This window comes from Bradyrhizobium sp. 1200_D9_N1_1 (assembly GCF_052075915.1).
Lineage (GTDB): Bacteria > Pseudomonadota > Alphaproteobacteria > Rhizobiales > Xanthobacteraceae > Bradyrhizobium > Bradyrhizobium diazoefficiens.
On sequence record NZ_CP197226.1, the window covers coordinates 1,756,311 to 1,774,128 of the forward strand.

Below are 17,818 nucleotides of genomic sequence, written 5' to 3' on the forward strand. Positions count from 1 at the left end.
GGCAAGCTGCGGCCCCGACGGAGCTGCGCCCCCTCTCCCGCTTGCGGGGGAGGGTTGGGGAGGGGGTGTCTCCGCAATCAAGATAATCTCCGTGTGGAGAGAACCCCCACCCGGCGCTTCGCGCCGACCTCCCCCGCAAGCGGGAGAGGTGCACCGAGTTCGCGGACAGGCCGATCATACTGCTGCTCACACGAGATTGCGGCGATAGAGCGCCAGCAGACGCTCCCAGTGCCGCTCGGCGGCGTCGCGGTCATAGACCGGGCGCTTGGGGAAGGCGAAGCCGTGATGCGTGCCGGGATAGATCTCGACCTCGGCCTTGGCACCTTTCATGCCCTCTTTGACCTTTTCGATAATCTCCGGCGGCGCGTAGACATCGGTCTCGGCGCAGGCGAAGTAGAGCTCGGCCCTGGTCTTGGCTGGGGCCAGATGCGGACTGTCGTCCTGGTCGGTTGCGAGCTGCACCCCGTAGATCGAGGCGGCGGCCTTGACGCGATCGGGGAAATGCGTGGCGGCGTTGACCGCGTAGCGGCCGCTCATGCAGTAGCCGACGGTGCCGACAATCTTCGTGTTCGCGGCGGCCTGGCCCTCGGCGTAAGTGAGCAGCGCGCGTGTGTCGTCCATGATCATGGGAATGGTGAGCGAGCTCATCAGCGCGAACATGCGCTTGCGCTCCGGTGCGTTCGGGTCGGCCGGCAGCGCGCCCAGCTCCATCACGCCGGAGCGGTAATAGAGGTTCGGCAGCATCACGTAATAGCCTGATGTCGCGAGCCGGCGCGCCATGTCGCGCAGCTCTTCGCGGATCGCCGGCGCATCCATGTAGAACAGGATGACCGGAAACGGCCCGCCACGCTCGGGATGGCTGATGAAGGTTGCGGTGTGGCCGTCCTTGGTGGGAATCGCGATCTGCTGGTCGATCATCTCGTGCGCCTTGTGATTCTTCTTATGCCGGGACGTTGAATACGATTGCAAGGAAACCGGGGCATGACAAGGATACGGCCGATCGGCCCTTGATCCGGCCCGATCGGATTGCCATTGTCTTTCCGAGAGTTCGCGCAAAGTTTATCGGAGCCGCCAGGAGACCGACATGACCCAGACCAACAACCGGTTTTTCGACGAGATCGGCCGCCTGATGAACGACGCCGCCGGTGCGGCTCAGGGCGTCAAGCGCGAGTTCGACACGGTGATGCGGACCCAGGCCGAGAAATTCCTGCGCGACATGGACCTCGTCAAGCGCGAGGAGTTCGAGGCGGTCAAGGACATGGCCCGCCTGGCGCGCGAGGAGAACGAAGCCCTGAAGGCGCGCATCACGGCGCTGGAGGCGAAGCTGGGGGGATAGGTATTTGTCGTTCCGGGGCGATGCGCAGCATCGAACCCGGAACCTCGAGATTCCGGGTTCGGTCGCTGTCGCGACCGCCCCGGAATGACGGCTAGTCCGGCGCGGCCCGCCAGCCCATTCTTCTTGTCATTTCCGCATCTTCCGGGTAAAAGCCCGCCACGTTCGCGGCCCCCGCACCCCTGGAGGCTTGCTGTGGACGATGCCATGGGCCGCGCTGCGGCCCATTAACTTTTGCAAAAACAAGGACTTAACGACATGGCGACGACCGTCAAGGAATTGAAGGCGACCGCACGTCCGAAGAGCGGCAAGGGGGCCGCCCGGGCTGAGCGTCGCGCCGGCAGAGTGCCCGGAGTGATCTATGGCAACAACCAGCCCCCCGTCACGATCTCGATTGAAGATCGCGAACTGCGCCAGCGCATCCTGGCCGGCCGGTTCCTGACCACGCTGGTCGACATCGACCTCGAGGGCAAGAAGCACCGCGTGATTCCGCGCGACTATCACCTCGATCCGGTCAAGGACTTCCCGATCCATGTCGACTTCATGCGGCTCGGCGAAGGCGCCACCATCCGCATCAGCGTTCCCTTGCACGTGGTGAAGTCGGAAGCCTCCCCGGGCGTGAAGCGCGGCGGCACCGTCAACATCGTTGCCCACGCGATCGAGCTCGAATGCGGCGTCGAGAGCATCCCGCAGTACATCGAGGCCGACGTCGGCTCGCTCGAAATCGGTCACTCGCTGCATCTGTCGGACGTCAAGCTGCCGGCCGGCGTGAAGGCGCTGACCCGCGAGGACGCGACCCTCGTCACCATCGTGCCGCCGTCCGGCTACGCCGAAGAGCAGAAGGCTGCTGCTGCGGCAGCTGCTGGTGGCGCGGCTCCGGCTGCAGCAGCTCCTGCGGCTGGTGCGGCTGCTCCGGCTGCTGCTGCTCCGGCAGCGGCTGCCAAGGCTCCCGCCGGCGGCGACAAGAAGAAGTAATTCTCTCAAAGAGCTGGCGCGCGGTCCTGTGACCGCGCGCCGAGCGAGGGGCGCGCCGCGTCATGCGACTCTTTGTTGGGCTCGGCAATCCCGGCGCGAAATACGCACGTAACCGGCACAATATCGGCTTCATGGCCGTCGACGAGATCGCGCGGCGTCATGGTTTCTCGCCATGGCGCCGCAGGTTTCAGGGCGAGACCTCGGAAGGCGCGCTCGGCACCGAGCGCGTGATCCTGCTCAAGCCGACGACCTACATGAACGATTCCGGCCGGAGCGTTCAGGAGGCGGCAGGCTTCTTCAAGATCGCCCCTGGCGACGTCACCGTGTTCCATGACGAGCTCGAGCTGCCGCCGGGCAAGGTGCGGGTGAAGGTCGGCGGCGGCATCGCCGGCCACAACGGTCTGCGCTCGATCTCGGCGCATATCGGCAACGACTACCGTCGTGTCAGGCTCGGCATCGGTCATCCCGGCGTCAAGGAACTGGTGCACGGCCACGTGCTGTCGGACTTCGCCAAGGCCGACAACGACTGGGTGGCGACACTCTGCGACGCGGTCGCCGAGCACGCCGCGCTGATCGCCAAGGGCACGGACGCGACCTTCGCCAACAGGGTGCATCTTGCCATGCAGGCGAAGGGGTTTTTGACCAAGGACGACAACGGCAAGGAATAACGCTCGTGGGATTCAAATGCGGGATCGTCGGATTGCCCAATGTCGGCAAGTCGACCTTGTTCAATGCGCTGACCGAGACGGCCGCGGCGCAGGCTGCGAACTATCCGTTCTGCACCATCGAGCCGAATGTCGGCGAGGTGGCCGTGCCCGATCCGCGGCTCGACAAGCTTGCGGCGATCGCCAAGTCCGGCCAGATCATTCCGACCCGGCTGACCTTCGTCGACATCGCGGGCCTCGTGCGCGGCGCCTCCAAGGGCGAAGGCCTCGGCAACCAGTTCCTCGCCAACATCCGCGAGGTCGACGCCATCGCGCATGTCGTGCGCTGCTTTGAAGACTCCGACATCACCCATGTCGAGGGCAAGATCGCCCCGCTCGCCGACATCGAGACCATCGAGACCGAGCTGATGCTCGCCGACCTCGACAGCCTCGAGAAGCGCGTCGACAACCTCACCAAGAAGGCCAAGGGCAACGACAAGGACGCCAAGGAGCAGCTCGACCTCGTCAACCGCACCCTGGTGCTGCTGCGCGAGGGCAAGCCCGCGCGCCTCGTCGAGCGCAAGGCGGAGGAGGAGCGCGCCTTCGGGATGCTCGGCCTGCTCTCGTCCAAGCCCGTGCTCTATGTCTGCAACGTCGAGGAAGGTTCGGCCGCGACCGGCAATTCGTTCTCCAAGGCGGTGCAGGAGCAGGCCGCCAAGGAAGGCGCCGTCGCCGTCGTCATCTCGGCCAAGATCGAATCCGAGATCGCCACCATTTCGCGCGAAGAACGCGCCGACTTCCTGGAGACGCTGGGTCTCGAAGAGGCCGGCCTCGACCGCCTGATCCGCGCCGGCTACACGCTGCTCGACCTCATCACCTATTTCACGGTGGGCCCGAAGGAAGCGCGTGCCTGGACCATCCATCGCGGCACCAAGGCGCCGGGAGCGGCCGGCGTGATCCACACCGATTTCGAGAAAGGCTTCATCCGCGCCGAGACGATCGCGTTTGACGACTACGTCGCGCTCGGCGGCGAAGCCGGCGCCCGCGATGCCGGCAAGCTCCGCCTCGAAGGCAAGGAATACGTCGTCGCCGACGGCGACGTGATGCATTTCCGGTTCAATACGTAAGCCGGAGTTGTCATTCCGGGGCGCGCCTCTTGGCGCGAGCCCGGAATCCATTCATCCACTTGTTCTGAGGCCCGATGGATTCCGGGTTCGCGCTGCGCGCGCCCCGGAATGACGGGCTACCGCATCCCGCCGCCCTGATCCCGGATCGCGCCGAGATGCTCGTTGATGCGGAAGACGATCAGGATCAGTTCCGCGACGATGCGCGAGAACACGATGCCGACGACGACGCTCGCGATCGACGACAGCAGCACCAGGAAGCCGCCGAACGGGCTGATCGCCATCGCAGCTAGGCCGGAGAAGATGCCGGAGAGGCCGAACAGGCAGATCAGCGCGATCACCAGCCAGTAGAAGGTCTTGATGATCGTCGGCGTGATAAAGCGGTCCCACTGAAACAGGTCGCTGAATGAAAACATCGCTCTCCCCCGGACAAATCGGGCCTTGTCAAATCGGGCTTCGGCCCTCGGTTGACCCGACTCAAGGCCAGAATCGCCGCGTCGAATGTAGCACGAGCCATGCGGGCCGGCGGGTTGAGATTGCCGCAAAGTGCGGCCACAATCTGTCATTTCCGCCAGCAATCCCAAGATGACCCTGACCTTTGAAGACTTCCCGCCCGGCCGGTTCGGAACGTTCGGCCCGCGCCATGTCACCCGCGACGAGATCTTGGCCTTCGCCGCCGAGTTCGATCCGCAACCGATGCACCTGGACGAGGACGCCGCCAGCAAGAGCATGCTGCGCGGCCTGTCCGGCTCGGGCTGGCACCTGTGCTCGCTGATGATGCGGATGATGGCCGACGGCTTCATCACCCGCGCCGCCTCGCTCGGCTCCCCCGGCGTCGACGAGGTGCGCTGGCTGTCGCCGCTCAGGCCCGGCGACGACCTCATGCTGGACGTCGATGTCATGGAGGCGCGCGCCTCGAAGAGCCGCCCCGGGCTCGGCATCGTCAAGTTCAAATGCACCGTGCGCAACGCGGCGGGGCAGGTGCTGTGCGAGATGACCTCGCCGATCCTGATCGAGCGACGCGAGGGGGCGGTCTGATGCCGTTTTTCGAGGAGATCGAGATCGGCCATCGCCGTGAGATCGGCGCCTATACGTTCACCGCGGAGTCGATCAAGACATTCGCCCAAAAATTCGATCCGCAGCGCTTTCACCTCGACGAGGAGGAAGGCAAGAACTCGCTGTTCGGCGGGCTCGCGGCCTCGGGCTGGCATGTCGGCTCGGCCTGCATGAGCCTGCTTGTCGCGGACGGCCAACGTCTGGCGCGAGTGGCCGCAGCGCGCGGCGAGGAGGTCGCGGTGTGGGGCCCGTCACCGGGCTTTCGCGACCTGCGCTGGATCCGGCCGGTGCTCGCCGGCGATACCGTTTCTTACGCCAATGTCGTCATCGACAAGCGCACCTCCGCCTCGCGCCCCGGCTGGGGCATTTTGACGGCCCGCACCACCGGCACCAACCAGCGCGGCGAAGAGGTCTACGCCATCACCGCCTCAGCCTTCGTGCCGATGCGGAAGGGCGGTTAGATCAGTTCCAAGATGAACGGCTGAAAAGAGCGCGAGTGTTGCCCGCGCGCTATGGACGCGATTCCGGGCGGCTGCCATAAGCCTGCGCAACATGGTTGCCCGCGAAGCAGTTGGGGGAACCATCGAGTTGCTAACCAATTATGAACCTGTCGCTGTCTATTTGAACGAATAGGCAGAGGACAGGGGACGAGGACCATGGCTGACCGCGGCGCACTCAAGTTTGTTGGATTTATCTTTGCGACCGCGACGTTGGCCGTGATGCTGGTCGCCGGCATGGTGGTGAAGGGCTATGCCGATGGCGCCTACACCCTGGAAGCCTCGACCGTGGAAGCCGCCCGGTAAGGAGCTCGTTAACGTTTCGGGGCCGGTGTCCGGCTTCCGCTCAGCGGCTATAGACGAACGCCAGCACTGCGATCGCAACCGCCAATAATCCAACGAAGCGCAGCATGATCGTGCCGAACTGGTTCGGCGCGGGTCGCAGCGGTATGGGCTCCGTGGTGTCGGGCCGAATGCTTTCCATGAAATGTCCCCCTGAGCCCGCGTAAAACCGACGGGCGCCTGGCATTGGTCGTCGGGGAGGGGTGGAGGGTTCAAAAGGGGGGCTCTGGCCGACGTACTTGCGTGGCCGCCTGCCAAGCCCTCCGCTGTCATGCCCCGGCTTGTCCGGGGCATCCAGTACGCCGCGGCGTCTCCGCTCAATCACCGCCGTCTCTGGAATACTGGATCGCCCGCTCCAGTGCGCAAGTGCGCACAAGGCGGGTGATGACACCGTCGTTGAGGAGCGCGCGACTCCCCAAGAATCAAAACCGCCGCGCCCCTTTCGGAACGCGGCGGCCGGTGATGCCGGGTGCTGACCGATCAGCTGTTGCGCAGGCCGTCGGCGGCGCGCTTCCACTGCGCGACGTTGTCGGCGATCATGCGGGTCGACTTCATCGCGGCCTGGCTGAGCTGGGCGTAGCCGGAGATCTCCCGCTGGACGCGCTGGCCTTCGGCATGGAGCAGGTCGCGCAGGCTCTCGAGCTCGGAGATCAGATTCTCGATCTCGGCGAGCGAGGTGCCGGCGACGCGCTGGATCAGCGAGTTGACGTTGGTGACGGTGGCCTCCGCGCTCGGATCGAGCGGCGGCGCGTCGGTGGTCGTCGCTGCCGGCCGGCGCAGATAGGCGATGTCGTTGCGGACGAAGTCACGGATGCCGGCTTCGACTTCCGTCACCGCGGCGAGATTGCTGTCGACCGTCTCGGTCTCGGTGGTCTCGGTCTTTTCCGGACGCATGGCGTTCATCGTTGTTCCCCTGTTCGCGTTGAGCGCAGCGCGAGTGTCCCCCGCACGACGACGTCTGTAAGGCGATCCGCATCAGGGCGCCGGATTTTGACCGTAACTGGGCCGAGATGCGGCAAGGGCGGACCATTCGGGGGTTTTGCCGTGGCGTATGGTTAGGAATGTCTAAACGGCGGCTGCGGCGGAGCGCCTTCGCGGCACGGCCGGTGTCTGACTCCCTCTCCCCGCAAGCGGGGAGAGGGAGGTGAGGGGGACTCTCCGCGAGGATGGTGAGAGTTGGACCCGCGGAGACTCCCCCTCACCCGGAGTTTGCTGTCGCAAATTCCGGCCTCTCCCCGCAAGCGGGGAGAGGCGAAAACACACTCACCAGCTCTTCTTGAACCCCGCCGTCAGGCTCTTGTTGATCGCGCCCTGCGAGGTCTCGCCGACCGAGCCGGAGACGGTGACGTTGTCGAACAGCTTTTGCTCGGCGCCGAACTTGCGCAGCCATTTGTCGTCGGTGGTCGAGAGCGTCTGGCCGGCGGTGATGCTGGTGCCGGTGTCGGTGAGGGTGACCTTGGCGGACTGGTCGGTCTCGTAATTGCGGGTGATGTGCCCGCCGATGCCGGGGACCGCGGTCGTGCCCTGCTGGTTGACGCTGTAGCCGTTCTGGAGCGTCAGCGACGTGTCGCCCGACAGCGGCAACGATTTGGTCAGCGACGCGCCGAGCTTGCTCTGCTCGGCGCCGGGATCGACGCGGGCTTCCACCGCGGTCTTGTCCCAGATCGGGCCCGCGCCCGGCGCGGTCGCCGCCGCCCAGGCGCTGCCGGAGGATTGCGGCAGGCTGCCGCCATTGGCGGCCTTCTGCGCCAAGAGCTCGGACATCGTCCGCGGCTCGCTCGTCACCGTCATGTCGGCGCCGATGCGGGCGTCCCAGAACGAGGATACCGACTGCTTCACCGTCACCGCCGAGGAGCCGTTGGCATTGGTGTTCGACGACCAGTTCATCCCGTCATTGGCGGCGGCCTGCGCGCGCTTCTTGGCGGCGATGAGGTCGTTGAGCGTGCCGGCGTCGATCGCGAGCTGGCCCCAGTCGAGCTTGTCGACGTCGATGCCTTTGAGCACGTCGGGGTCGTTGGCGTCGGGGGCTTCGGCCGCCTCGGCGTCCTCGTCGGGCGCGGCCGCGGGTGGGGAGAAGGGCGGGATGATCTGCGCCGAGACCGTCAGCACCGAGCCCAGAATGAACGCGGCCGCCAGCGCCGGCAGCCTGGTCCAGCCAAAACCTGTCGAGAATTCCATCGTCCTGCCCGCGAACCCCGGCGCATGCTGTCCGATAATATATAGCGGACTTCCGCAATGACCATGCGCCATTCCGCAGCGAGGATGCTGACCTATCGTTGCGAAATTGTGGCGGCTCGCCTTTGGACGCTTGCCTGGGGACGCGAACCAACGGGCCGCGCGAAAGGCGCGCGCCCGACGACGGGCTTCCGGCACGACGGCATCCGGCGGGGCTGGAGGCCAGGACGTCGCGCCACGCATCGTCATCGGTCCCGAAGAGCGGGGCCCGTTGGCGTCCCCCCTCAGCCGACGCTGCTCATCTTCGGCAGATGAATGGCACGGCCGAGTGCCTGCTCGACCAGGTCGAAGGTGTCGATCAGCACGCGCAAGCTGACGAGCTTGCCCGCCCTGAACTGGGCGAACTGCGCGACCCGCAAGGAAATCGGCTTGTTGGAATCCAGCGCCGTCAGCGAATAGCGCAGCATCGAGGCGGCGGAATCGACGCCGAGCATGATGCTCTCGCGATCGAAGCGGCGGACCTGGAAATTGTCGGCGAGCTGGCGGATGACGTCGAGCACGGCGTCCTTGCCCTGGCGTGCGCCGAGGAACGGAAACATGTCGATCGGGCCATAGAGCGCCCACTCGACGTCCTCGTCGATCAGGGCCTCGATATCCTCGAAATGCCGGTCGTTGATCGCGCGGTGCAATGCGCGCGAGAAACGCCAGAGGCTGTGCTCTGTCATTTTGGGCAGTCCTGAAGCTGGCTTGCAAAAAAACGGAAAGCAGCCCGATGCACAGGAAACGTGCCTCGGGGCGGCTCAACTCGTTTGTATGCGAATAAAATACGGAATTTCGGCCAAAACGCAATTCACGTTTTCGCAATGCACAATTGATCGCGTTTTGTGAGATTTACAACAGAACCCCGTAATCTTCCGGGGGGCTCAAGCGTACGAGCGCTGGTTCCCGCATTCTCGGTGTCGTCCTGGCGAATGCCAGGACCCATAGCCACCGAATCCTGCAATGGGCACGCTAGCGGTTAGCAAGGTGCCACCATATCGGCAGTCGGGGTAATGGGTCCTGGCTTTCGCCAGGACGACGTCGCGAAGAGCGCGGTCGGGATTAACTCCCGTCCACCCGCGCCCCCACGATCAGCGGTCCGATCTCGCGCTCCAGCACCTGCTGCACCAGATCGTAGGAATCGATGATCTCGCGGATCTGCGCCACCTGTCCGTTGCGGAAGGTGTAGAACACCGCCATGTCGAACTGCACGACGCGGTCGTTGCTGCGCTTCCTGAAATAGGTCTGCATGTAGGTGGCGACCTCGTCGCCCTCGGCGACGATGTGCGGCGCCTTGTAGCGGATCTCCGAATAGCGCGACCAGACCGTCTGCCAGAGCGCGCGCAATTCGGCCTTGCCGTGGCGCGGCACCATGTGCGGCAGGATGTCGATCGGCGCGTGGGTGAGGAAGTCGACGTCGTCGGTGCAGCACGACAGCGCGGCCTCGATGTCGCCGCGCGCGAAGGCGTCGAGCAGATGCACGACGCGCTGGCGATTGAGCTTCTCGACTGTCATTCCGCCCGTCCTCATTGGCCGCATGGCGTTGCGCAACGCTAACGCGCGGTTTCGCGCACCGGCAATCCGCGAAACCACAGGAGTGTTGCAGTCGATATGACGCGCAAGCGCAATGCCAGGTTCATGGCTGCAATTATGGGTTGAGCGCCCGTGCGCCTGCACGAAATCGCCTTGCGCAATGCCGGGGCCGCGCAGGCGCGGGAACCGCGATACGCCCGCGCCCGTTGGGACGCCGACACCGCATCCGGAGACATCGATCCATGAAATCCCAGCTTCTCGCCGTCACCGCCGCGCTTCTCATCTGCGGTGCGACCTCCACCGCCAACCCCAAGGGCTGCATCAAGGGCGCCGTCGTCGGCGGCGTCGCCGGCCACTATGCCGGCCATCACGGCGTCCTCGGCGCCGCCGCCGGCTGCCTCTACGGCCGGCACCACGCCAAGGAACAGGAAAGGCAGCGGCAACAGCAGGGCCAGGTGAACGGGCAGGGGAAGCTGTAGCTCCCTGTCATTCCGGGGCGCGCCACTTGGCACGAACCCGGAATCCATCTCGCCTCTTGTTCCGGCGCCAAAAAGGCGCGTGACCCAACTCACATCACCCGTGCGGCATCGCGACTAACGTCATCCCCAAAGTCCCGCCTGCACAACGCGGTCGAAGGCCTTGCGCTGACCGCGACCCTCCAGAGCTTCCCGACCTTCGCCACGGCCGCGATGCTGCTCAAGCTGCTCGGTAACCACGACCGCGTCGGCGACCCCAGCGTCGCCATCTTCGTCGCAATCGCCTAGCTCGCCCACGCGCTGCTCGCGGTGGCCCTGGGCCCGAGCTTCCCCGCCGTCTTCAAGACCGTCTACGAACCGAAATTCTTCGAAGCCCATTTGTCGCTCGGCGACAAGATCACCGCCTGGCGCACCCAGCCGGTCGCCTCGCTCCAGCTCGTGACCATCGTGCTGCTGCTGTCGGTGATGGCCGTGGTGACGGCGAGCGTGGGGTGAGGGAGCATATCTCTCCCTCGTCATTCCGGGGCGCGACGAAGTCGCGAGCCCGGAATCCATAACCACGAACAACGCGGATGACCCCGCGCCCCCTACCTCTTCTTCCACCCGCCGCGATGCCCCGGCGCGCCGCCGCTGGAGCGCGGGGTGGGGCCGAACTCCGGTCCTGACTGTCGCGAGTCCGTCGGCTGGATGATCCGGCTCGTGCTGCCGAACGGCTTTGCCGGCAGGCTCGGCTTCTCGCGGTAGGGCAGCGATTCCGGGCCGTGCATCTCGTCGAGATGCGGCTTGTGCACCTTCGAGCCGCTGCCGCCGCCGCTGGCCTTCAGCGCGGAGCTCACGGTTTTCCTCTTCATCGCGCTGACGGGCAGGTTCGCCGCGTCGCCGTACTTCTTGGTGCCGGCATAGGCGCCGGCCTTGCCCTGGACGGTGCGCTGCTTGGCGGTGGGGTCGTCGACCACCGCGAGCTCGGTGGCGCGCAGGCGCTTGACTTCGTCGCGCAGGCGCGCGGCTTCCTCGAAGTTCAAATCGGCGGCGGCCTCGCGCATGCGGGTTTCGAGATCGGCGAGCACGGCTTCGAAATTGTGTCCGATCGAGATGACGTCGTCGGTCATGTCCTGGCCGCCGACCTCGACCAGCACGTGGTCGCGCTCGTAGACGGAATTGAGGATGTCGCCGATCTGCTTCTTCACGCTCTCCGGCGTGATGCCGTTGGCGGTGTTGTACTCGACCTGTTTTTCGCGGCGCCGATTGGTCTCGGCGATGGCGCGCTCCATCGAGCCGGTCATCTGGTCGGCATAGAGGATCACCTTGCCGTCGACGTTGCGCGCGGCGCGGCCGATGGTCTGGATCAAGGACGTTTCGCTGCGCAAAAAGCCTTCCTTGTCGGCGTCGAGAATCGCGACCAGCGCGCATTCGGGAATGTCGAGGCCCTCGCGCAGGAGGTTGATGCCGACCAGCGCGTCGAACGCGCCGAGCCGGAGATCCCGGATGATCTCGATGCGCTCGATGGTGTCGATATCCGAGTGCATGTAGCGGACGCGAATACCCTGCTCGTGCAGATATTCGGTGAGATCCTCCGCCATGCGCTTGGTCAGCACCGTGATCAGCGAGCGATAGCCGGCCTGCGCGGTGGCGCGGACTTCGCCGACCAGATCGTCGACCTGGGTGCGGGCGGGGCGAATGTTGACCGGAGGATCAATAAGCCCGGTCGGGCGAATGACCTGCTCGACGAACACGCCGCCGCTCTCGTTCAGCTCCCAGCCGCTCGGCGTCGCCGACACCGCGATGGTCTGCGGCCGCATCATGTCCCATTCCTCGAAGCGGAGCGGGCGGTTGTCCATGCAGGAGGGCAGGCGGAAACCGTATTCGGCGAGCGTCGCCTTGCGGCGGAAGTCGCCTTTGAACATGGCGCCGATCTGGGGGACGGTGACGTGGCTTTCGTCGGCGAACACCAGCGCGTTGTCAGGCACGTATTCGAACAGCGTCGGCGGCGGCTCGCCGGGCAGGCGTCCGGTGAGATAGCGCGAATAGTTCTCGATGCCGGCGCAGCTTCCGGTCGCCTCCATCATCTCGAGGTCGAAGGTGGTGCGCTGCTCCAGCCGCTGCGCTTCCAAAAGGCGGCCCTGGTCGTGCAGCTGATCGAGCCGCTGCTTCAATTCCGATTTGATCGACTTGATCGCCTGCACCAGCGTCGGGCGCGGCGTCACATAGTGCGAGTTGGCGTACATCTTGATGAATTCGAGCTCGTCCTGCTTGTGGCCGGTGAGCGGATCGAACTCCTCGATGGTCTCGATGGTGTCGCCGAACAGGTTCACGCGCCAGGCGCGGTCCTCATAGTGCGCCGGGAAGATGTCGATGACGTCGCCTCTGACCCGGAAGGTGCCGCGGGTGAAATCGGCCTGGGTGCGCTTGTACTGGAGCGCGACGAGGTCGGCGATCAGCTGGCGCTGGTCGATGCGCTCGCCCTTCTTCAGCGCGAAGGTCATCGCGGTGTAGGTCTCGACCGAGCCGATACCGTAGATGCAGGACACCGAGGCGACGATGATGACGTCGTCGCGTTCGAGCAGCGCGCGCGTCGCCGAGTGGCGCATGCGGTCGATCTGCTCGTTGATCGAGGAGTCCTTCTCGATATAGGTGTCGGTGCGCGGGACGTACGCTTCCGGCTGGTAGTAGTCGTAATACGAGACGAAATATTCGACCGCGTTGTCGGGGAAGAAGTTCTTGAACTCGCCATAGAGCTGGGCGGCCAGCGTCTTGTTCGGCGCCAGGATGATGGCGGGGCGCTGCGTCGCCTCGATTACCTTGGCCATGGTGTAGGTCTTGCCGCTTCCGGTGACGCCGAGCAGCACTTGGCTGCGGTCGTTGCGCTCGATGCCCTCGACGAGCTCGGCGATCGCGGTCGGCTGGTCGCCGCGCGGCTCGTAGTGCGACTTGATCTCGAAGCGCACGCCACCTTCGGACTTTTCCGGGCGCGGCGGCCGATGCGGGGTCCATACCTTCGTGGAGCCGTCGTCCTTGCGGAACTCCGGCCGGCCCTCGCGGATCAGCGACTCCAGCGCATCCGCGGTCGCCTTGACGCCGAGCGCCTCCATTTTGCTGCGCGGCGGACGCGCCAGCGCCTCGGCATCGTCCTCCTCGGTGGGCAGGCCGAGCTGCCGCGCCAGTTCCGGATCGAGCGTCGGGATCGTGGCCGCGGTGCCGTAATTGGCCTGCGGCGCCTCGTCGAGTCCCGCCGGGCGGTCACTGGGAAAGTCCTTCGGCGTCGAGGCGCGCGCGCGATGCGCGGCGGCCTCGCCCCCGGCGCGGCGGTCGCGCGAATTGTCCGGCGGCGGCTGGAGGCCGGTGCCCGATCCAAGCCCGGCATCGCCGCGGTTGATGGCGGGATTGAGCAGCTCGGCCAGCGCCGGCCCGATCGGCTGCACGTCAGGGCGGTGCGCCTTCGAGTTCGGGGCCTTGGACGGGGCCTTGGACTTGGGGGATTTGCCGGATTTTTCGGAGGATGCAGGTTTCTTCGCCATGAGGCGAATATGGGACGAGTCCGCCCCTCAGGAAAGGGCGAATGCCCGTCCGTGCGCAGGCTGCTGACAGCAGGTTGGCAGCAGGCCGAAACGTCACGCCGCCGGCAGCGGGCCCTCGTTGTCCTCGGCCGTCCCATGCGCCTTGAGGATGTCGAGGTGGATCCCGCCGCAATCGGTGCAGCGCATGGTCCAGTACTCGCACCCGGCGCGGCCGCCGATCACGCGGAGCACCGTGAGATCGCCGTCGCATTCGGGACAATTCGACAGGACGGCGCGGTTGTAGATCCGAGGCCGCGCTCCGTCGTCGAATTCGGTGATTGACATGACCGGTTCCCCTTCGCCGTCCCTGACCGATTATTCGTCGTCGCTGTCGGCCCGCCGGCGGAAGCGATCGATGTGGTGCTTGGCATCGGCAATCGCGGCGTCGCGATCGGGCCAGGCGAAGCCGACCTCCATGGCCGGAAACAGCACGCCGTCGATGGCAACCAGGCTGAAATCGGCGCGCCGGATGCGGGCGTGCCACAGCCCCTTGCCAGCTTCGAAGGATTCGATGTCAAAGCCGTCATAGATGGTCGTCATTGGTAGTCCCCGGAGTGTCTTGGTCGAGTCTGTTGCTCGAGCGCCTTGTTGGAGGGTCAGGGGACCACGTTTGCGGATTTCAGGATGTGAAGCGGTTCACATGCGACGGGGTTTTTTGCCCGCGGAACCGCTGAATTTCAGTTCCGCGCGGTGGTGCGGCCGGTGCGCCTCGCCGGACGGGCGGCGGGTTCCGACGCCGCCCGCATGATCCAGCGGCGGAACGCGGCAAAGTCGCGCTGCTCGGTCTGGAAGCTGCGATAGACCAGATACCAGCGCATGCCTTTGGGCACCGAGAGGTCGAACGGCGCTACCAGGCGCCCGGCGGCGAGATCGTCGTCGATGTAGGGCCGGATGCCCATGGCGATGCCGAGCCCGTCGGCGGCGGCCTGGAGCGCCTGGCCGTAGAACTGGAATTCCGGCCCGCGCGCATTGATGCGCGCGAGGTTGGCGGCCTTCAGCCAGATCGGCCAGTCCTCGGCTGAATGTGCGACGCGGATCAGGCTGGGTCCCCTGAGATCGGCCGGGCGCTTCAGGCTCGCGGCGAGACGGGGCACGCAGACCGGCGTGAGGTCGCCGGCGAACAGCGGCTCGGCGACGAGACCGGGCCAGTCGCCGGTGCCGAGCTTGATGCCGCAGCTCCAGTCCTCGCCGAACGGCACCGACGCGCCGCCGGTGGTGAAGCGCACCTCGATGTCGGGCTCCTCGTTGCGAAACTCCGACAGGCGCGGGATCAGCCAGCGCATCGCAAAGGTGTGGCCGACGCCGATGGTGAGCACGCGGACGCTGGACGGCGCCGTCACCTGCGCGGTCAGGCTGGCGAGCGCATCGAAGATCGGCGTCAGCCCGCTCTGATAGGCGCGTCCCGCCTGCGTCAGTACCAGCCTGTTGGCCTTGCGCTCGAACAGCGCGACGCCGAGCCGCTCCTCCAGCAGATGCACCATGCGGCTGACCGCGGCCGCCGACACGTTGAGCTCGACGCCCGCCGCAGCAAAGCTGCCGGTCCGCGCCGCCGCCTCGAATGCCTTGATGCCGTTGAGAAAGAGCAGCCGCCGCAAATGACCGACCCTCAGGAAAGCTGATGCCAGGGCAAGATAACTCAGTTTGCGCGAGGGGAGCAAGCGAGGCAGAAATATCAGCGTAATCCATGCTGATTTTGTTGAGCGGGAGGCTGCTTCTTCGCCTCTCCCCGCCTGCGGGGAGAGGCCGGAATTTGCGACAGCAAATTCCGGGTGAGGGGGAGTCTCCGCGAGTCCAACTGCCACCTCCCTTGTGGAGGCTCCCCCTCATCCCACCCTCTCCCCGCAAGCGGGGCGAGGGAGAGCGCACAGTCTGCGTCCCTCACTTGCCACGGAGACCCCGCGTGACACCCATGATGATCGCTGCCCTTGGATTGCTGATGGTCGCCACCGCGTTCCTGTCGGGGCTGTTCGGCATGGCGGGCGGGCTGATCCTGATCGGCGTGCTGCTGGCCCTGATGCCGCTGCCGACCGCGATGGTGCTGCATGCGATCACGCAGATGGCCTCGAACGGCTGGCGTGCGTTCCTGTGGCGGGCGCATATCCGCTGGCGGCCCGTCGCGAACTATATGGTCGGCGCGACCATCGCGCTCGCGGCCTGGTCGCTCACCCGCTACGTGCCTGACAAGCCGATGGCGCTGCTGCTGCTCGGCATCACCCCGTTCATGGCGCGGCTGCTGCCGACGAACATCAAGCCGGACCCTGATAGGCTCTGGCAGGGCACCGTCTATGGCACGATCTGCATGGGCTTGATGCTGATGACCGGCGTGTCGGGGCCGCTGCTCGACACCTTCTTCCTCGGCGGCGATTTCGGCCGGCGCGAGAAGGTGGCGACGAAGGCGATGTGCCAGCTCGTCAGCCACTTCACCAAGCTGATCTATTTCGGCGGCATCATCGACCAGGCCGCGAGCCTCGATCCCGTGCTCGCCGGCGTCGCGATCGTAGCATCCATGCTCGGCACCACGCTCGCGCGCCGCATTCTCGAAGCCATGACCGACCAGCAATTCATCGCCTGGTCGAACAAGCTGATCACCACCATCGCCTGCTACTACGTCGCCTATGGCGGCTGGCTGCTGGTTCGCACCCCGGTGCTGGCGGCCTTCGACAAGGGAGGTTTGCAATGAGCGAGACTGCCGATCCGCTGGTGCTGGACTTCGTCGAATGGGTCGCGCGCGAGCCGCGCGCCTATGCCGAGGTGATTTCGACCTGGAAGACCTCGTGCCCGCGCCTCACCATCTGGGAAGACGCCGCCGACCGCGGCTACGTCGCGCGCGAGACGGTTGCAGGCCTCGGGCTGGTGATCGCGGTGACGGAGGACGGCGAGAGGTTCTTGCGCACGCACGGGCGGTGAGGTCTCCACATCATCATTGCGAGCGCCAGCGAAGCAATCCAGAATGTCTCCGCGGCGGCAGTCTGGATTGCTTCGCTGCGTTCGCGATCACGGAGCACCGGCCATGTCGCTCAAACTGTTCGAACTCGTCGGCACCGACGCCTCGCGTCCCTTCAGCCCGTATTGCTGGCGCACGCGGATGGCGCTGGCGCACAAGGGGCTGGCGGCGGAATCGCTGCCCTGGCGCTTCACCGAGAAGAGCGCGATCGCGCCGCACGGCTCGGAGAAGGTCCCGGTGCTCCTGCACGATGACAAGCCCGTCGTCGATTCCTGGACGATCGCGAACTATCTCGAAGACAGGTTTCCGGATCGCCCGTCGCTGTTCGGCGGCGAGGGCGGCCGCGCCATGGCGCGCATGATCAACGCCTTCGGCGACATCGCCATCGTCGGCGGCATCTTTCCGCTGATCATCGCCGACATCCCGAAGAATCTCGCCGACGTCGATGCCGCCTATTTCCGCCAATCGCGCGAGGCGCGCTTTGGCGGCAAGACGCTGGAAGAGATCATGGCCAGCCGCGATGCCGGCGTGGTCGCCTTCCGCAAATCGTTGGAGATGATGCGGCAAACGTTGAAGAAGCAGCCCTTCATCGGCGGCGGCGCGCCGAACTATGCCGACTACATCGTGTTCGGCGGTTTTCAGTGGGCGCGCGTGACGAGCCCGTTCAAGCTGCTGGAGGCGGATGATCCGGTCTACGCCTGGCGCGAGAAGCTGCTCGACGCGTTCGACGGCATGGCGCGGACCTCACCGGGGCATGCGGTGTAAGTTTTGTCGCTTCGTAGGGTGGGCAAAGGCGCAAAGCGCCGTGCCCACCATCTCCCCACACGCGCAATGAAAATGGTGGGCACGCTTCGCTTTGCCCACCCTACGATACTGCCGTAGCCCGGATTACGCTTGCGCTCCATCCGGGCTACGCGCCGCCGCCTTGCGCAGACAGTCCCGGCACAAACAATCCTCGCCCTTGACCGGCATCGGCAGTCGCGCGGTTTCCTCCGCGCACCAGCAGGTGCCCGAGAGGTCGCAGCCGAACTCGGTGCCGCAGCGGGAGCAGGTGAGACGGCGCGGGCCCTGCATTGAGGATTCTTTCGGAATTGTCATGATTTGCGCAAAAGCTGTGCCGTCATTT

The 17,818-nt window shown here is 65.7% G+C and carries 24 protein-coding genes; 12 read left to right on the forward strand and 12 right to left on the reverse strand.

Features of this window, described 5'->3' with window-relative positions:
* Positions 1-186: 186 nt before the first annotated feature.
* Positions 187-918 carry a dienelactone hydrolase family protein gene (locus tag AB5K84_RS08475; RefSeq protein ID WP_011090177.1) on the reverse strand — a complete coding sequence of 244 codons (732 nt, stop codon included), beginning with the start codon at positions 916-918 and terminating at the stop codon, positions 187-189.
* A 166-nt stretch (positions 919-1,084) separates the two neighbouring features.
* On the opposite strand from AB5K84_RS08475, the gene AB5K84_RS08480 reads away from it, so the two are divergent.
* The 4 genes from AB5K84_RS08480 to ychF all read left to right on the forward strand — a co-directional run bounded on the left by AB5K84_RS08480 (position 1,085) and on the right by ychF (position 4,079).
* Positions 1,085-1,336, forward strand: coding sequence for an accessory factor UbiK family protein (locus tag AB5K84_RS08480; RefSeq protein WP_011090176.1), 252 nt, complete (start codon positions 1,085-1,087; stop codon positions 1,334-1,336).
* A 255-nt stretch (positions 1,337-1,591) separates the two neighbouring features.
* The gene (locus AB5K84_RS08485; protein ID WP_011090175.1) at positions 1,592-2,308 is read left to right on the forward strand and encodes a 50S ribosomal protein L25/general stress protein Ctc; all 717 of its coding nucleotides are present in this window, start codon (positions 1,592-1,594) and stop codon (positions 2,306-2,308) included.
* A gap of 62 nt (positions 2,309-2,370) precedes the next feature.
* Positions 2,371-2,976, forward strand: a complete 606-nt coding sequence (gene pth, locus AB5K84_RS08490) for an aminoacyl-tRNA hydrolase (protein WP_011090174.1) — start codon at positions 2,371-2,373, stop codon at positions 2,974-2,976.
* 5 nt (positions 2,977-2,981) lie between these two features.
* Complete coding sequence (gene ychF / locus AB5K84_RS08495; RefSeq protein WP_011090173.1) at positions 2,982-4,079, forward strand: redox-regulated ATPase YchF; 1,098 nt, start codon at positions 2,982-2,984, stop codon at positions 4,077-4,079.
* A gap of 116 nt (positions 4,080-4,195) precedes the next feature.
* Here ychF and AB5K84_RS08500 read toward each other — a convergent pair whose 3' ends face one another.
* Positions 4,196-4,492, reverse strand: coding sequence for a DUF4282 domain-containing protein (locus AB5K84_RS08500; protein ID WP_018648333.1), 297 nt, complete (start codon positions 4,490-4,492; stop codon positions 4,196-4,198).
* Between the two features lie 169 nt (positions 4,493-4,661).
* Between AB5K84_RS08500 and AB5K84_RS08505 the strand changes: the two genes are divergently transcribed.
* The 3 genes from AB5K84_RS08505 (at position 4,662) to AB5K84_RS08515 (ending at position 5,935) form a co-directional block, all read left to right on the forward strand.
* A complete protein-coding gene (locus AB5K84_RS08505) occupies positions 4,662-5,114 on the forward strand; it encodes a MaoC family dehydratase (protein WP_038967283.1) in 453 nt (150 codons plus the stop codon).
* A complete protein-coding gene (locus AB5K84_RS08510; protein ID WP_011090171.1) occupies positions 5,114-5,593 on the forward strand; it encodes a MaoC family dehydratase in 480 nt (159 codons plus the stop codon). Before AB5K84_RS08505 ends, AB5K84_RS08510 begins: the two co-directional genes overlap by 1 nt.
* A 195-nt stretch (positions 5,594-5,788) precedes the next feature.
* Positions 5,789-5,935 carry a hypothetical protein gene (locus tag AB5K84_RS08515; RefSeq protein WP_027545961.1) on the forward strand — a complete coding sequence of 49 codons (147 nt, stop codon included), beginning with the start codon at positions 5,789-5,791 and terminating at the stop codon, positions 5,933-5,935.
* 40 nt (positions 5,936-5,975) lie between these two features.
* On the opposite strand, the gene AB5K84_RS08520 is transcribed toward AB5K84_RS08515, so the two are convergent.
* From AB5K84_RS08520 to AB5K84_RS08540, 5 genes are all read right to left on the reverse strand, one after another.
* Entirely contained in the window at positions 5,976-6,113 is a 138-nt protein-coding gene (locus tag AB5K84_RS08520; RefSeq protein ID WP_165448177.1) for a hypothetical protein, read from the reverse strand.
* Positions 6,114-6,451: 338 nt separating this feature from the next.
* Positions 6,452-6,874: a hypothetical protein gene (locus tag AB5K84_RS08525; protein ID WP_011090170.1), complete on the reverse strand. Its 423-nt coding sequence runs from the start codon at positions 6,872-6,874 to the stop codon at positions 6,452-6,454.
* Positions 6,875-7,234: 360 nt separating this feature from the next.
* Complete coding sequence (locus AB5K84_RS08530) at positions 7,235-8,149, reverse strand: hypothetical protein (RefSeq protein WP_063921549.1); 915 nt, start codon at positions 8,147-8,149, stop codon at positions 7,235-7,237.
* A 281-nt stretch (positions 8,150-8,430) separates the two neighbouring features.
* Entirely contained in the window at positions 8,431-8,871 is a 441-nt protein-coding gene (locus AB5K84_RS08535) for a nuclear transport factor 2 family protein (protein ID WP_011090168.1), read from the reverse strand.
* Positions 8,872-9,247: 376 nt separating this feature from the next.
* On the reverse strand, positions 9,248-9,700 hold the full coding sequence (locus AB5K84_RS08540) for a nuclear transport factor 2 family protein (RefSeq protein ID WP_038967278.1): 453 nt from the start codon (positions 9,698-9,700) through the stop codon (positions 9,248-9,250).
* A 260-nt stretch (positions 9,701-9,960) separates the two neighbouring features.
* On the opposite strand from AB5K84_RS08540, the gene AB5K84_RS08545 reads away from it, so the two are divergent.
* A complete protein-coding gene (locus AB5K84_RS08545; protein WP_011090166.1) occupies positions 9,961-10,197 on the forward strand; it encodes a hypothetical protein in 237 nt (78 codons plus the stop codon).
* A gap of 306 nt (positions 10,198-10,503) precedes the next feature.
* A complete protein-coding gene (locus AB5K84_RS08550; protein ID WP_236842135.1) occupies positions 10,504-10,689 on the forward strand; it encodes a hypothetical protein in 186 nt (61 codons plus the stop codon).
* 92 nt (positions 10,690-10,781) lie between these two features.
* On the opposite strand, the gene uvrB is transcribed toward AB5K84_RS08550, so the two are convergent.
* The 4 genes from uvrB to AB5K84_RS08570 all read right to left on the reverse strand — a co-directional run bounded on the left by uvrB (position 10,782) and on the right by AB5K84_RS08570 (position 15,343).
* A complete protein-coding gene (uvrB, locus tag AB5K84_RS08555) occupies positions 10,782-13,709 on the reverse strand; it encodes an excinuclease ABC subunit UvrB (RefSeq protein ID WP_011090165.1) in 2,928 nt (975 codons plus the stop codon).
* A 93-nt stretch (positions 13,710-13,802) separates the two neighbouring features.
* Positions 13,803-14,033 carry a hypothetical protein gene (locus tag AB5K84_RS08560; RefSeq protein ID WP_038967277.1) on the reverse strand — a complete coding sequence of 77 codons (231 nt, stop codon included), beginning with the start codon at positions 14,031-14,033 and terminating at the stop codon, positions 13,803-13,805.
* 30 nt (positions 14,034-14,063) lie between these two features.
* Positions 14,064-14,288, reverse strand: coding sequence for a hypothetical protein (locus AB5K84_RS08565; RefSeq protein WP_028174685.1), 225 nt, complete (start codon positions 14,286-14,288; stop codon positions 14,064-14,066).
* 137 nt (positions 14,289-14,425) lie between these two features.
* Positions 14,426-15,343 (reverse strand): LysR substrate-binding domain-containing protein, encoded by a 918-nt coding sequence (locus AB5K84_RS08570; RefSeq protein WP_028174686.1) that lies wholly within the window; start codon positions 15,341-15,343, stop codon positions 14,426-14,428.
* A gap of 305 nt (positions 15,344-15,648) precedes the next feature.
* Here AB5K84_RS08570 and AB5K84_RS08575 point away from each other — a divergent pair, with 305 nt between their 5' ends.
* The 3 genes from AB5K84_RS08575 to AB5K84_RS08585 all read left to right on the forward strand — a co-directional run bounded on the left by AB5K84_RS08575 (position 15,649) and on the right by AB5K84_RS08585 (position 17,457).
* Positions 15,649-16,428, forward strand: a complete 780-nt coding sequence (locus AB5K84_RS08575) for a sulfite exporter TauE/SafE family protein (protein ID WP_011090163.1) — start codon at positions 15,649-15,651, stop codon at positions 16,426-16,428.
* Positions 16,425-16,655 (forward strand): hypothetical protein, encoded by a 231-nt coding sequence (locus AB5K84_RS08580; protein ID WP_011090162.1) that lies wholly within the window; start codon positions 16,425-16,427, stop codon positions 16,653-16,655. Before AB5K84_RS08575 ends, AB5K84_RS08580 begins: the two co-directional genes overlap by 4 nt.
* 103 nt (positions 16,656-16,758) lie before the next feature.
* Complete coding sequence (locus AB5K84_RS08585) at positions 16,759-17,457, forward strand: glutathione S-transferase family protein (RefSeq protein WP_038967273.1); 699 nt, start codon at positions 16,759-16,761, stop codon at positions 17,455-17,457.
* Positions 17,458-17,580: 123 nt separating this feature from the next.
* Here the strand turns inward: AB5K84_RS08585 and AB5K84_RS08590 are convergent, their stop codons facing one another.
* A complete protein-coding gene (locus tag AB5K84_RS08590; protein ID WP_011090160.1) occupies positions 17,581-17,790 on the reverse strand; it encodes a cysteine-rich CWC family protein in 210 nt (69 codons plus the stop codon).
* Positions 17,791-17,818 lie beyond the last annotated feature (28 nt).